Annotated in this window: 13 protein-coding genes; 6 read left to right on the plus strand and 7 right to left on the minus strand. The window is 70.1% G+C overall.

Features of this window, described 5'->3' with window-relative positions; translation table 11 throughout:
* Position 1: 1 nt before the first annotated feature.
* The 3 genes from M2351_RS00665 to M2351_RS00675 form a co-directional block, all read right to left on the minus strand.
* On the minus strand, positions 2–700 hold the full coding sequence (locus tag M2351_RS00665) for a TIGR02186 family protein (protein ID WP_406567389.1): 699 nt from the start codon (positions 698–700) through the stop codon (positions 2–4).
* Between the two features lie 95 nt (positions 701–795).
* Entirely contained in the window at positions 796–1,713 is a 918-nt protein-coding gene (locus M2351_RS00670) for a sulfite exporter TauE/SafE family protein (RefSeq protein ID WP_264654256.1), read from the minus strand.
* 65 nt (positions 1,714–1,778) lie between these two features.
* Complete coding sequence (locus tag M2351_RS00675) at positions 1,779–2,777, minus strand: adenosine kinase (protein WP_264654257.1); 999 nt, start codon at positions 2,775–2,777, stop codon at positions 1,779–1,781.
* Between the two features lie 197 nt (positions 2,778–2,974).
* Here M2351_RS00675 and fabF point away from each other — a divergent pair, with 197 nt between their 5' ends.
* The 3 genes from fabF (at position 2,975) to M2351_RS00690 (ending at position 6,132) form a co-directional block, all read left to right on the plus strand.
* Positions 2,975–4,231 carry a beta-ketoacyl-ACP synthase II gene (gene fabF, locus M2351_RS00680; RefSeq protein ID WP_264654258.1) on the plus strand — a complete coding sequence of 419 codons (1,257 nt, stop codon included), beginning with the start codon at positions 2,975–2,977 and terminating at the stop codon, positions 4,229–4,231.
* 118 nt (positions 4,232–4,349) lie between these two features.
* Positions 4,350–5,078: an EI24 domain-containing protein gene (locus M2351_RS00685; protein WP_264654259.1), complete on the plus strand. Its 729-nt coding sequence runs from the start codon at positions 4,350–4,352 to the stop codon at positions 5,076–5,078.
* Positions 5,079–5,253: 175 nt separating this feature from the next.
* Complete coding sequence (locus tag M2351_RS00690) at positions 5,254–6,132, plus strand: bactofilin family protein (RefSeq protein ID WP_264654260.1); 879 nt, start codon at positions 5,254–5,256, stop codon at positions 6,130–6,132.
* A gap of 189 nt (positions 6,133–6,321) precedes the next feature.
* On the opposite strand, the gene nth is transcribed toward M2351_RS00690, so the two are convergent.
* Positions 6,322–6,957: an endonuclease III gene (gene nth, locus M2351_RS00695; protein ID WP_264654261.1), complete on the minus strand. Its 636-nt coding sequence runs from the start codon at positions 6,955–6,957 to the stop codon at positions 6,322–6,324.
* A 112-nt stretch (positions 6,958–7,069) separates the two neighbouring features.
* Here nth and M2351_RS00700 point away from each other — a divergent pair, with 112 nt between their 5' ends.
* Together M2351_RS00700 and M2351_RS00705 are read left to right on the plus strand one after the other, a co-directional pair.
* The gene (locus tag M2351_RS00700) at positions 7,070–7,585 is read left to right on the plus strand and encodes a DUF2244 domain-containing protein (RefSeq protein ID WP_264654262.1); all 516 of its coding nucleotides are present in this window, start codon (positions 7,070–7,072) and stop codon (positions 7,583–7,585) included.
* A gap of 100 nt (positions 7,586–7,685) precedes the next feature.
* A complete protein-coding gene (locus M2351_RS00705) occupies positions 7,686–8,564 on the plus strand; it encodes a bifunctional transcriptional activator/DNA repair enzyme AdaA (RefSeq protein ID WP_264654263.1) in 879 nt (292 codons plus the stop codon).
* A 6-nt stretch (positions 8,565–8,570) separates the two neighbouring features.
* On the opposite strand, the gene M2351_RS00710 is transcribed toward M2351_RS00705, so the two are convergent.
* Together M2351_RS00710 and M2351_RS00715 are read right to left on the minus strand one after the other, a co-directional pair.
* Positions 8,571–10,043, minus strand: coding sequence for a fused MFS/spermidine synthase (locus tag M2351_RS00710; RefSeq protein ID WP_264654264.1), 1,473 nt, complete (start codon positions 10,041–10,043; stop codon positions 8,571–8,573).
* A gap of 2 nt (positions 10,044–10,045) precedes the next feature.
* Positions 10,046–11,293: an adenylate/guanylate cyclase domain-containing protein gene (locus M2351_RS00715; protein ID WP_264654265.1), complete on the minus strand. Its 1,248-nt coding sequence runs from the start codon at positions 11,291–11,293 to the stop codon at positions 10,046–10,048.
* Positions 11,294–11,395: 102 nt separating this feature from the next.
* On the opposite strand from M2351_RS00715, the gene M2351_RS00720 reads away from it, so the two are divergent.
* Positions 11,396–11,950, plus strand: a complete 555-nt coding sequence (locus M2351_RS00720) for a NifU family protein (RefSeq protein ID WP_264654266.1) — start codon at positions 11,396–11,398, stop codon at positions 11,948–11,950.
* 148 nt (positions 11,951–12,098) lie between these two features.
* Here M2351_RS00720 and M2351_RS00725 read toward each other — a convergent pair whose 3' ends face one another.
* Positions 12,099–13,163 (minus strand): polysaccharide deacetylase family protein, encoded by a 1,065-nt coding sequence (locus M2351_RS00725; RefSeq protein ID WP_264654267.1) that lies wholly within the window; start codon positions 13,161–13,163, stop codon positions 12,099–12,101.
* Positions 13,164–13,224 lie beyond the last annotated feature (61 nt).

The following is a 13,224-nucleotide window of genomic DNA, read 5'->3' on the forward strand; positions in this document are numbered from 1 at the left end:
GTCACACCCTCCGGAAAGCGGCGCCGGCCAGCCAGCCCGCGGCGATTGCGCCGATCACCGCCGCAACACCGTAGAAGACGGGCTGGTTGCGGGCAAAATCAAACACTTCCGCGCTGAATCCCACCTTGGAGACGACGAGCGGCGTGGTCTGGGCGCTGACCACCTCGCCCTCGCGGATCAGCATCGCCTCCACATTATACAGCCCCGTCGGCACGTTGGCGGGAAAGAAGATGTTGGTCCGGAACAGCCGCTCGCCAAGGAAGGACACCTGGCCCAGCGTGATGCCGTACAGGCCGGCGCGCTGCTTGTTGCGGATCAGCGCGGAGCGGAACAGGGCCAGCTGCTCCGGCGCCAGCTGCTCGCGCGGGCCGAGCTGGAGGTTCGGCAGGCCGATCTGGTGGCGCTCCAGCACCGGCTTGGTGACGAACTGGTCGAGCGGCCGGTTGGTCGCGACCATGTAGAAGCTCGGCACCTGCTCGAACCGGACGCTACGGGCGTTCAGCCAGATGCCGGCGATGCGCTCCTTGCGGCGCACGGTCACCGGGCCGCGCGGGCCGGTCACCACGATGGCCACGTCGCCCGCCCCGTCGGTGGTGCCGAACAGCACGACCTCTGTCCCGGTGAAGCCGGTGGTGATGGCGATCAGGTGGCTCGACAGGTCGGCGACGAGCTGCTGCGCCCACACCGTGCCCGCCACCATGGCCGCGATCGCGACCCCGCCGGCCAGCCCGGCCAGCCCGCCACCGATCCGGACGGCCCAGACGGCTTTCCGGCTGTGGTCTTTCCGGCTGGGCCTCACGAAATCCTCGTGGAGATGGTGAACAGGTCGTCGGGCTCGACCACAAGGTCCACGGCGAGCTTCAGGGCGACCGCGACGACCAGCGCCGCCAGCAGCAGGCGCGCCTGCTCGCCGCGCAGCTTGCCGCCGGCCTTGGTGCCGAACTGCGCGCCGATCACGCCGCCGACCAGCAGCAGCAGGGCCAGCATGGCGTCCACGGTCTGGTTGGTCGCCGCCTGCAACAGCGTGGCCATGGCCGTGGTGAAGATGATCTGGAACAGCGAGGTGCCGGCGACCAGCCCAGTGGGCATGTTCAGCAGGTAAATCATCGCCGGCACCAGAAGGAAGCCGCCGCCGATGCCCATGATCGCCACCAGCATGCCGCCGACCGCGCCGATGCCGGCCGGCAGCAGGGCGGAGATGTAGAGCTTGGAGCGCTGGAAGCGCATCTTCAGCGGCAGCCCGTGCAGCCAGATGTGCCGGTGCAGCTTGCCGCGCTTGGCGGTGGGGGCGCGGCGGCGGATCAGCGCGCGGCTCGATTCCACCAGCATCATGGCCCCGATGGTGCCCAGGAAGAAGACGTAGGCCAACGTGATCGCCACGTCGATCTGGCCGATGCGCTGCAACAGCGCGAAGATCCACACGCCGACGACGGTGCCGACCATGCCGCCCAGCAGCATGACGATGCCCAGCTTCACGTCCACGTTGCCGCGCCGCCAGTGGGCCAGCACGCCGGACACGCTGGCCGCGACCAGCTGGTTCGCCTGGGTGCCCACGGCGACGGCGGGCGGCACGCCGATGAAGATCAGCAGCGGCGTCATCAGGAAGCCGCCGCCCACTCCGAACATGCCCGATAAAAACCCGACGAGCCCCCCCATGCCGAGCACGAGCAGGGCGTTGACCGACATCTCGGCAATCGGCAGGTACACTTGCATGATGGGCAGGGCCGGCGAACGGAGGGGCGTCCGCCAGCTTAACCCACGGGGGACCGCCCCGGCAATTAGGCCAGAGCGCCCTTTTCCGTCACCAGATCGGCCAGCTTGACCTCCGGCCGGGCGCCGACGTGGCTGATCACCTCGGCCGCGGCGACGGCGCCGAGCCGGCCGCACACCGCCGGGGACAGGCCGCGCGTGAAGCCGTAGAGGAAGCCCGACGCGTACAGGTCGCCGGCGCCGGTGGTGTCCACCACGCGCTCCACCGCGGCGGCCGGAACCTCGACCACCTCGCCGCCGGACACGATGACCGCGCCCTTCTCGCTGCGGGTCAGGGCGGCGACCTTGCCCAGGCGCTTCACCGCCTCCAGCGCGTCCTCGAACCGGTCGGTCTTGTACAGCGCGGTGATCTCATGCTCGTTGGCGAACAGGATGTCGACGTGGCTCTCGACCAGCTCCAGGAACTCCGCGTGGTGGCGGTGGACGCAGAAGCTGTCGGACAGCGACAGCGACACCTTGCGGCCGGCGCCGTGGGCGACGGTGGCCGCCTTGCGGAAGGCCTCCTTCGCGCGGGGCGGATCCCACAGGTAGCCTTCCAGGTACGTGACCTGGGAGTTGGCGATCAGGGCCTCGTCGATGTCCTCCGGCCCCAGCTCCACGCAGGCGCCGAGGAAGGTGTTCATGGACCGTTGGGCGTCCGGCGTCACCAGGATCAGGCAGCGCGCGGTCGGGGCACCGCCGTGGCCGGCCGCGGTCTCGAAATGCACGCCGGCGGCGCGGATGTCGTGGCGGAAGACTTGGCCCAGCTGGTCACCGTGGACCTTGCCGATGTAGGCGCCCCGGCCGCCCAGCGATGCGATGCCCGCCATGGTGTTGCCGGCGGAACCGCCGGAGATTTCCACGCCGGGGCCCATGCGGCCGTAGAGATCCTCCGCGCGGGCGGCGTCGATCAGGGTCATGGCCCCCTTCTCGATGCCGTTGGCGGCGAGAAAGGCGTCGTCCGCGTGCGCGATGACATCCACGATGGCGTTGCCGATGCCGGTAACGTCGAATTCGGCCGAAGCCATGGGCACTCCTTGTCGGGAACTGCGATTGCAAAATTGGCGGGGAGTATAGCCGCGCGCGCCCACTTCACAAGCCTGGCATCACAAGCGCGGTGCGCGGGACCGGGCTGTAACTTGCATCATAAAATTTACTCTGTTAGCGTCCGCGTCGGGCTCGGCGGAAGGCCGCCCCCAACAACAGCGTGGATGGAGAATTCGGCATGAGGCGGGTCGTGGTCACCGGGATGGGCGCCGTCACGCCCCTGGGCGTGGGGGTGGAGCGCAGCTGGCGCCGCATCCTGAACGGCGACAGCGGTGTGCGCGCGGTGTCGGGCATCGACGCCGCCGACCTGCCGTGCCGCATCGCCGCACAGGTCCCGGCCGAGGGGGAAGACGCTTTTGACCCGGACGCGTTGGTGCCGCCCAAGGACCAGCGCAAGATGGACCGCTTCATCCTCCTGGCGCTGGCCGCTGCGGAGGAGGCGGTGGAGACCGCCGGCTGGCGCCCCACCGATGCGGAATCGCTGGAACGCACCGGCGTCCTAATCGGCTCCGGCATCGGCGGCCTGCCCGGCGTGGCGGAGGGGGCGGTGACGCTGCATGAGAAGGGTCCGCGCCGCATTTCGCCCTTCTTCATCCCGTCCAACCTGATCAATCTCGCCTCCGGCCACGTGTCGATCCGCCACGGCTTCAAGGGGCCGAATCACGCGGTGGTCACCGCTTGCGCGACGGGCGCCCACGCCATCGGCGACGCGGCGCGGCTGATCGCCTTCGACGACGCCGACGTGATGCTGGCCGGCGGGACGGAGGCGGCGGTGTCGCGCCTCGGGCTCGCCGGCTTCTGCGCGTCCCGCGCCATGTCCACCGGCTTCAACGACGAACCGCACCGCGCCTCCCGCCCCTGGGACCGCGATCGCGACGGCTTCGTCATGGGGGAGGGGGCCGGCGTCCTGGTGCTGGAGGAGTTGGAGCACGCCCGCCGCCGCGGCGCCCCGATCCTGGCGGAGGTTGTCGGCTACGGCCTGTCCGGCGACGCTCACCACATCACCGCGCCGGCCGAGGACGGCAACGGCGCCTTCCGCGCCATGCGCGCCGCGCTGAAGCGCGCCGGGCTTGACCCGGCCGACGTGGACTACGTCAACGCCCACGCGACCTCTACTCCCGCCGGCGATCCGGTGGAGATCGCCGCGGTCAAGCGCCTGTTCGGCGCCCACGCCGGGGATCTGTCCATGTCCTCCACCAAGTCGGCGACCGGCCACCTTCTGGGCGCGGCCGGGGCGGTGGAGGCGATCTTCTCCCTGCTGGCGCTGCGCGACCAGGTGGCGCCGCCGACCATCAACCTAGACGCGCCGTCGGAGGGCTGCGACCTCGACCTCGTGCCGCACCGCGCGAAGGAGCGGCGCATCCGCCACGTCCTGTCCAACTCCTTCGGCTTCGGCGGGACCAACGCGGCGCTGGTCTTCGCCCCGCCTCCCTGAGTGAAGGGTGCGGCGAAAAGGACCGGGGCGGCCCTGGAACCGTGGCGCGGGCGGGCGTAGATATGCAGCGCACCATTGTACGGACCTTGGGACAGGGACTTTGGGACAGGGAACCGGGATGATCCGCGCGCTGCTTCTCGCCATCGGCCAACTCTCCGACCCGGGCTCGCGCCGGGTGGTGTGGATCGGCGTGCTGTCCGCCGCCGCGGCCTTCGCGTTGCTGGCGACCGGCGTGTGGTGGGCGCTGTTCCACACCGTGCTGACCGGCTACGCCTGGGTGGACTATGTGCTCGACCTGCTGGGCGGGCTGACCGTGCTGGTGCTCGCCTGGCTGCTGTTCCCCGCCACCGTCGGCACCGTGTCCAGCTTCTTCCTGGACGAGGTGGTGGAGGCGGTGGAGCGGCGCCACTACCCGCACCTGCCGCCGCCCCGGAAGACCGGTGTGGTGGAAGAGTTGGGGACCGCCCTGCGCTTCCTGGCGGTGGTGCTGCTGGTGAACATCGCCGCCCTGCCGCTGTATTTCCTGTTGCCGGGGTTGAACCTTCTGGTCTTCTACACGGTCAACGGTTATCTGCTCGGCCGTGAATACTTCGAGATGGTGGCGATCCGCCGGCTTGGACGGAAAGAGGCGGCCTATGTGCGGCGGTCCAAGCCGTTGAAACCATTTTTGGCTGGTGTCGCAATTGCCTTCCTTTCGACCATCCCGATCGTCAACCTTCTGGTGCCGGTGATCGCGAGCGCTTTCATGGTCCACGTCTATCATTCGATGGTGGGGCCGATGGTGGGGCATTCGTTGGCTGGGCAGCCCACGGCGGGACCCTCCCTGGCGGGGCGGTCGCGGCCGTGAAAGCTCCCATGAAAGCCTGGGTGAAAGCCCACGTGAAAGCCCCCTTGCGGCCGGCCGGATGACCGTGTTACCCCGGCTGGGGTGGGCTTTTCGCCTGCCGCGCGCGTTCCGCGCGGCCGACCGGGCCCGTCATCCGACCTTCGCGATGACCTGACTGACCTGGGGATCCACGTTCATGCTGTTCGGACGAAAGACTCCGCCGAAAGCCCAAGGCGCCGCCCAAAGCCCGGACGGGGCCGTTCCGGCCGCGGAGGCGAACGCCGCCGAGCCGGCGGTGGCCATGTCCCCCCTTTCCTCCCTGGCGAACGCGTCCGCCGCCCTGGCGGCTCAAGGCGTTCAGGGCCAAGCCGTACAGGCACCAGCCGGTCACCCTGCGGCTCCGACCAGCCGCACGCCCACCTCCGAGCCGTTTTCCTCCAAGGGACCCGAGATGAACACGACCAGCCCGAAGCCGCCGACCGGTGGCCCGATCCCCGGCGCGAGCTACAAGCCGACCGACATCCCGCGCCGCACCGTCGACCTGCCGGGCGTCGCTCCGCGCAAGCCGGAAGGCTTCGGCGCCCTGTCCAATTCCGCTGCCTCTCCCGCGGCCCCGGCCGCCGCTCCCGCCCCGGCCGTGTCGCCCGTCGGCGCGCCGCTGGCGTCGGAGCAGCGCCGCCTGATCGTCGGCCGCGACATTTCGCTCAACGGCGAGATCGGCTCCTGCGACGTGCTGGTCGTCGAAGGCACCGTGGAGGCCAAGCTGCGCGACGGCCGCTCCATCGAAATCGCCGAGACGGGCCTGTTCAAGGGTTCGGTCGAGATCGACGAGGCCGACATCGGCGGCCGCTTCGAGGGCGACATCACCGTGCGCGGCCGTCTGGTCGTGCGCTCCACCGGCCGCATCAACGGTGCGGTGAAGTACGGCCAGCTGTCGGTCGAGGCCGGCGGCCTGCTGAACGGCAGCATCGGCCAGTACAAGGCCGACGCCCAGCCCGCCGCCGAGGCGGCCCCGGCCCCGGCCGCGGTTTCGGCCGCCACCCCGGCCAAGGACCCGATCGTGGTGGACGGCTAAACGCCGCTAAACGGCTGATCCGTCATTTGTTTCAGCAAAGCCCGGCCGGACGAGAGTCCGCGCAGGGCTTTGTTTTTGGCGGTGTGGGGTGGTCGTGTTGGGCCCCCACCCTAGCCCTCCCCCACTTCGCAGGGGAGGGAACTCCGCCGCTCCGACGCTAGCTCCTCCTCCCATCCCCGCCGCGACGCGCTACGCCGCAGTCTTGTCCTTGAAGCCGCACAGATCGCTGACGGGGCAGGCGGGGCAGTCGGGCTTGCGGGCCTTGCAGACATAGCGCCCGTGTAGGATCAGCCAGTGGTGGGCGTGGCGGCGGTAGGCCTTGGGCACCGCCTTCAGAAGCTTCGTCTCCACCGCGTCCGGCGTCTTGCCGGGGGCGAGGCCGGTGCGGTTGCCGACGCGGAAGATATGGGTGTCGACCGCGATGGTCTCCTCGCCGAAGGCGACGTTCAGCACCACGTTGGCGGTCTTGCGGCCGACGCCGGGCAGGGTCTCCAGCGTCTCGCGGTCCTGCGGCACCGCGCTGCCGTGGTCGCGCACCAGGATCTCCGACAGCTTGATGACGTTCTTGGCCTTGGTGTTGAACAGGCCGATCGTCTTGATGTAGCCGCGCAGCCGCTCCTCCCCCAGATCGACCATCTGCTGTGGCGTGGTGACGACCTGGAACAGCGGCCCCGTGGCCCTGTTGACACCCACGTCGGTGGCCTGCGCCGACAGGACGACGGCGACCAGCAGCGTGTAGGGGTTGACGTATTCCAGCTCGCTCTTCGGCTCCGGGTTGGCGGCGCTGAGGCGGCGGAAGAATTCCTGGACGGCGGCGGGCTTCATGATATCCACCATAACGGGACCTCGGCACCATAGCGGGACCTTGGCCGGTCATGCAAACATGCCGCAGGGCCGGATGCTGGATCGGCCTCCTCAGGTCTATTAGGTTCGTCATATGACCATGACGCCCGACGCCCATCCCAGACCGGCCCGCGTCTTCTTCGACGCCATCCTGCACCCGCACCGCAGCCTGGGACGGAAGGGATTCCGGATCCTGATGGCGGCGGTGATCCTGGCCAACCTGGCGGTGGCCGGCCTCTTCGTTGCCAACGGCGCCTGGCCGGTGGTGCCCTTCTGCGGGCTGGACGTGCTGGTGCTGTGGCTGGCCTTCCGCGTCAACTACCGCTCCGCCCGCCAGTACGAGCGGGTGCGCCTGACCGACGCCGACCTCACCGTGCAGCGCGTGGATTGGAAAAAACCGGAGCGGCGCTGGACCTTCCAGCCCTACTGGCTGCGCGTCACCATGGACGACCCGCCGCAGCACGAAAGCCAAGTGACCCTGTCCTCCCACGGCAAGTCGGTGGTCGTGGGCTCCTTCCTGTCGCCGGACGAGCGCGCGGAGTTCGCCCGGTCCCTGCGCGACGCGTTGGCGGCGTGGCGCCGCACGCCCTGTCCGCCGGAACCCGTTTAGGCGCGTTTAAGCGCAAGAAACGGGTTGGTCGCCCCTCGGCACCGGCGCATCCTTGACCCAACTTGGAGCCCCAAAAATTGGAGTCAGGGAGTCCGCCGCCATGCCGTGCCTGAACCCAACCATCGATCCGGTCGACGCGCAGCACCACCGCGCCATCGCCGCCGCCATCCGGCATCTGGTCGAGAACTGGCAGGACCAGCCGCCGCTGGAGGATCTCGCCGCCGTGGCGGGGATCAGCCCCTTCCATTTCCAGCGCCTGTTCACCCGCTGGGCCGGCATCAGCCCGAAGCGCTTCGTGCAGTTCCTGACGCTGGACAACGCCAAGCGCCTGCTGGCGGAGAACCACAGCGTGCTGGACGTGGCGCTGGACGTAGGGCTGTCCGGGCCGTCGCGGCTGCACGACCTGTTCGTCGCCTGCGAGGCCATGACCCCCGGCGAGTACAAGGCGCTGGGCGGCGGGCTGACCATCCGCTGGGGCCTGCACCCGACCCCCTTCGGCCCGTCTCTGGTGGCAACGACCGACCGCGGCGTCTGCTGGCTGAGCTTCGCCGAGGAGCCCGACGGCCGCGACGCGCTGAATGAGCTGCGGGAGGCTTGGCCGGCCGCCCGGCTGTTGGAGGACGCCGATGCCACCCGCATGGCCGCGGCCCGCGCCTTCCGCTGGGATGGGGTGGATTCCGAACCGCTGCGCCTGTTGATGAAGGGCACCAACTTCCAGATCAAGGTGTGGGAGGCGTTGATGCGCATCCCCTCCGGCGTCGTGGTCAGCTACGAGGACGTGGCCCGCGCCATCGGCCGGCCGACGGCGATGCGCGCGGTGGGTGCCGCCATCGGGCGCAACCCGGTCTGCGTTCTGATCCCCTGCCACCGGGTGATCCAGAAATCGGGCGTCATCCACAACTACCGCTACGGCGTGCCGCGCAAGCGCGCCCTGCTCGCCTGGGAACAAGGGCGGGCGGAGACGGAGGAGGCCGCGTAACGGGCTTCAGCGCCCGTAAAGGGCGGCGAGGCTGCGCAGGTCGATGTCGCTGCGGTCGTCGGTCAGGACTGGCTGCCCGGCGGCCTCGGCCGGGGCCAGTGTCTTCAGCAGCTGGGACGCGGCGTACGCGGCGGCTTCGGGGGCGTGCTCCAGCCGTACGCGCAGGTCGTCGAGCGTACGCTTCTCCTTGGTCGCGATCAGCAGCCAGTTGCCGCGCCCGGCGTCGGCCACGTACACCGACGGGAACACCGTGCCCTGCGTCGCTGCCAGCGGCCCGACCAGCGCGTCGCGGTCCTGCGGCGAGACGACGTTCATCACCACGACACCGCCCGGCGCCAGCCGGCGCTCCACCGCGGCGAAGAACTCGCGGGTCGCGGTGAAGAAGGGGATCACGGCGGTGGAATAGAGGTCCACGATGATCAGGTCGTGCTGCTCCGTGGAGGTTTCCACGTGCCGACGTGCGTCCTCCACCGCCACGCGCACCCGCGGGTCCAGCCCGAACCGCTCCCGCGCCACCTCGACCACGGCGGGGTCCAGCTCCACCCCCAGAACGTCGGCACCGGGCCAGACGGTAAGGATGGACCGCGGCACCGCGCCGCCAGCCAGCCCAAGCACCAGAACGCGTGTCCCGCCCGTCCGACCGTTCGTCAGGGCGGGGGTCGCGGTGAACAGGTCGTAGTAGAGGCCGGTCGGCCCGCCGTCCTTGCGCAGCCGCGACTGGGTCGCCCACAGCACGTTCAGGTGCAGGCGGATCTCGTGGGCGTCCTCGCGCACCATGATGGTGTTGTGCGGCGTCTCGCGATACAGGGCGAAGCCCTGACCTTCCCCGATGCTGGCGGCCCAAGCAGCCGGAACCGCCAGCGCGGCGGCGGCGGCCATCCTCCACCTGCCCGGAACCATCGCGCAGGCAAGCGCCGGCAGCACCGCGGCCAGCGCGTAGCCGGCCGACACGCCGAGTTCCGGGATGGCGTAGAAGGCGGCGAAGAAGGTGCCGCCGATGCTGCCCAGCGTACCGACGGCGTAGATCCGCCCGGCCGCGGCGGCGCCGGACAGGGCGCTCAACCCAGCGCAGATCGGCGACACCATGGCCAGCGCGAAGGAGGGTGCGCCCAGCACCAGCGCCGCGCCGAAGACCGATCCCTCCGCCGGGTTCATGCGTTCCGCCACGTCGGCCAGCATCGGCCGGCCGAGCCATGGCGTCAGCCCCGCCGCCACCGCGCCGGCCAGCAGCGCGAAGCGCAGCGCCGGCACCGCCTTCGGCCCGTCGCCAACCTGCCCGCCGGTCCAATAGCCCGCGGCCATGAAGGCCATCACCACCCCGATGACGGCGCCCCACTGGTACACCGAATAGCCGAAATGCGGCGCCATCAGCCGCCCGCCCAGGATCTCCATCATCATCAACGACCACCCCGCGGCAAAAGCCGCGGCGGCGAGCGCGTAAGCGCGGGTGGGGGAGGTGGGCGGTTCGGGCTGGATCACGCTCAGCCCTTCAACCCATAGACCTCGATCGGGTCGTGCAGGCCCTTGACCGGATGCCAACCGACGGAGACGAGGCGGTCTCCGCAGGTGGCGGCGATCTCGGCTGACGTCAGGATGGTGCGGTCCAGGCGGTTGCACAGGCCCTCGATCCGGCTGACCAGGTTCACGGCCGGGCCGATCACCGTGAAGTCCAGGCGGTTGGCCGAGCCGATGTTGCCGTACATGACGTCGCCGAGGTGCAGCGCGATCCCGCAACGGAGCGTCGGCTGGCCCCAGGCGGCGCGCTCCGCGTTGCGGGCGTTCATCGCCTTCAGCGCGTCCTCCGCCGCGTCCAGCGCCTTCGTGCAGGCCGCGGCGCCGCTGTGGTCGCCGTCCTCCAGCGGGAAGATGGCCAGCATCGCGTCCCCGATGAACTTCAGGATCTCGCCGCCGTGCTGCTCCACCGACCCGCCCATGATCTCGAAATAGTCGTTCAGCAGGGCGATCAGCTCCTCGCGCGGCAGGCGGTCGGCCAGCGGCGTGAAGCCGCGCAGATCGCAGTACCACAGCACGGCGCGGACGTTGGCGCCGGTGCCGCGCCGGATGTCGCCGGACAGGATGCGCGTGCCGCTCTGCCGCCCGACGTAGGTGTCCAGCACCGTGGCGGCGAGCCGCCGCAGCGCCAGCGTCTCCAGGACCGCGCCCAGCGCCGGCAGCACCGCGTCGACCAGCGCCAGATCGGCGGTGGAGAAGCCGCCGGGTCGGTCGGTCGTGAAGCTCAGCACGTTGCGCCGCCCGCCGGCGAACAGCACCGTCATCGCGACGTAGTCGGTGGCGCCCTGCTCGCGCAGCTCGGCGAAGACGGGGTAGGGCCAGGGTGGCTCCATCTGCTCCAGCCGGTAGCGCAGTCCCTCGGCCCCGTCCTCGATCAGCGTGGCGAAGGGGCTGGTCAGGTATTCGGTGCTGGTCTCGGTCCCGTGCGCGCGGGTCGCGACCTCCACATTCTCGGCGTTGCGGCGCCAGAAGAAGGCGATGGTGCGGATCTGCGGGTGCAGCAGCGGCAGGGCGCAGACGACGCGCAGCAATGGCACGCCGGCGGCCATCAGCCGATGGCAAAACCGGTCCATCAATTGCTGGACGCTGTCGGCGTGCCGCCCTTCGCGCAGGAGCCAGTCGCTGACCGCCCGAGCCCGGTCAGGGGGGCAAGGGGAGGGCAGGCCAGGGGGCAGGTCCGGCTGCGGAACGGCGGCCGCGGATTCCGGGATGCTCACGATGCGGTAACCATACGGACGCGATGCTTGATCTGGCGGCGGATTCTGCCCAAGTTTTGCGTACGCCGCCAGTGTTGTTCGGCGTCGATGGAGGATATCACCATGTTCATTCAGACCGAGCAGACGCCCAACCCGGCGACTCTCAAGTTCCTGCCGGGTCGTGACGTGCTCGGACAGGGCGCGGCGGACTTTCCCACCCGCGCCGAGGCCGCCCGTTCGCCGCTCGCCCAGCGCCTGTTCGAGATCGACGGCGTGGAAGGCGTGTTCCTGGGCGCCGACTTCGTCACCATCACCAAGGCCGGGGCCAAGGAGTGGTTCCTGCTGAAGCCGTCGATCCTCGGCGTCATCATGGAGCACTTCACCGCCAACCGGCCGGTCCTGCTGGAGGATGCCGGCGACGGCCACGCTGAGGGGAACGAGGATGACGGCGAGATCGTCACCCAGATCAAGGAGCTGCTCGACACCCGCGTGCGCCCGGCGGTGGCCCAGGACGGCGGCGACATCACCTTCCACGGCTTCGAGGACGGCGTCGTCTACCTGGCGATGAAGGGGTCCTGCTCCGGCTGCCCCAGCTCGACCGCCACGCTGAAGGCCGGCATCGAGAACATGCTGCGCCACTACATCCCGGAGGTCACCGAGGTCCGCGCGGTCCGCTGACGGCTGATCGTCTCTGTGGCGAGAATTCACCACAGAGACACGGAGGCACAGAGATTTTCAGAAAGGGTCTCGCCGACACGGCCACGAGCCGCCAGGCGGGACCTTTTTCGCAGGAATCTCTGTGTCTCCGTGGTGACCGCTTCCGATTTTACTCCGGCACCACGAACTGCATGCCGAGCCAGCGCCAGCGGCCGTCCTGGGTCGGCAGGGTGCAGTTGACGCGCGACCGGCCGGGCGGAAAGGGGTCCTTGATGCGGACCTCGACCCGGTCCTCGGTCATGCGCTCCAGGACCGTGCGGCCCTGGCCGGAGGCGAAGCAGGCCAGCCGCGACAGGTCGCCGATCCCTTCGCCCACGGTGAAGCCCACCGGCGGCGGGTTGACCGTCAGGAACGGGTCGTCCGGCGTCAGGTCGGTCACCGGCAGGGGCAGGGCGTTGGCGGCCAGCCGGAAGCGGTCGACGCTGCCGAAGCTCTCGTTCATGACGAAGCGCGGCAGCAGCCAGCGGTCGGCCTGCGGATAGAGCACGCCGGACTGCTGGCCGAAGGCGGCGGCGAAGCCCTGCTCCGTGATGATCGTCCGGACCGCCGAGGACACCTCCCCCTGCGGGTAGGCGAACAGGGTCGGGCGCTGGCCGGTTTCCGCCTGCAGCCGGTCGGTCATGCGGCGAAGCTCCGCCTTGATGTCGGCGGCGGAGCGCGGCACCAGCGACTGGGTGGCGGCGCCGAGGCCGCCGATGGTCACCCCGGCCGCGGCCAGCTGCCGCACCTCCGCCCAGGTCATGTGGGCGGGGGAGCCGCGGTCGATGGCGTCGGTGGCGACGAACAGCGTGAAGGGCAGCCCGGCGGCCTTCAGACGCGGCCAGGCCTCGCGGAAGGCGGAGCGGCTGGCCTCGTCGATGGTGATGGCCACCGCGCGGTCGGGCAGCGGCGTGCCGTTGCGCAGCGCCTCCAGGATGCGGGGAAGCGGCAGGACCTGGTAGTCGCCGTCCTTCAGCTCCTCCAGATGCGCCTCGAACTGGTCGAGACGGATGCTGACCGACGGCGTCTGGTCCTCGCCGAAGCGGTCGTAGGCGAACACGACGGCGGTGGATGGGGTTGCGTACGGGGCCGCGCCTGCCGACTGGTCCGCCGCCACGGCGGGGCCGCCCACCAGGGTTTGGAAGACCCAGGCGGCGGCCACGGCGAACAGTGCGGCGGCGCGTCGGAATGGCATATCGGCCCATACGGATCGCGAAGCCGGGCGGGTGTCCGGCTTACCTCGGGTGGTGGTGTGG

Source organism: Azospirillum canadense (assembly GCF_025961225.1).
GTDB lineage: Bacteria > Pseudomonadota > Alphaproteobacteria > Azospirillales > Azospirillaceae > Azospirillum > Azospirillum canadense.

Bases quoted from the DNA above. Each gene is read 5' to 3' on its own strand.
- M2351_RS00665 (WP_406567389.1), bottom strand. From the start codon at position 700: ATGGTGGCGGGCACGGTGTGGGCGCAGCAGCTCGTCGCCGACCTGTCG.
- M2351_RS00670 (WP_264654256.1), bottom strand. From the start codon at position 1,713: ATGCAAGTGTACCTGCCGATTGCCGAGATGTCGGTCAACGCCCTGCTC.
- M2351_RS00675 (WP_264654257.1), bottom strand. From the start codon at position 2,777: ATGGCTTCGGCCGAATTCGACGTTACCGGCATCGGCAACGCCATCGTG.
- fabF (WP_264654258.1), top strand. From the start codon at position 2,975: ATGAGGCGGGTCGTGGTCACCGGGATGGGCGCCGTCACGCCCCTGGGC.
- M2351_RS00685 (WP_264654259.1), top strand. From the start codon at position 4,350: ATGATCCGCGCGCTGCTTCTCGCCATCGGCCAACTCTCCGACCCGGGC.
- M2351_RS00690 (WP_264654260.1), top strand. From the start codon at position 5,254: ATGCTGTTCGGACGAAAGACTCCGCCGAAAGCCCAAGGCGCCGCCCAA.
- nth (WP_264654261.1), bottom strand. From the start codon at position 6,957: ATGAAGCCCGCCGCCGTCCAGGAATTCTTCCGCCGCCTCAGCGCCGCC.
- M2351_RS00700 (WP_264654262.1), top strand. From the start codon at position 7,070: ATGACCATGACGCCCGACGCCCATCCCAGACCGGCCCGCGTCTTCTTC.
- M2351_RS00705 (WP_264654263.1), top strand. From the start codon at position 7,686: ATGCCGTGCCTGAACCCAACCATCGATCCGGTCGACGCGCAGCACCAC.
- M2351_RS00720 (WP_264654266.1), top strand. From the start codon at position 11,396: ATGTTCATTCAGACCGAGCAGACGCCCAACCCGGCGACTCTCAAGTTC.
- M2351_RS00725 (WP_264654267.1), bottom strand. From the start codon at position 13,163: ATGCCATTCCGACGCGCCGCCGCACTGTTCGCCGTGGCCGCCGCCTGG.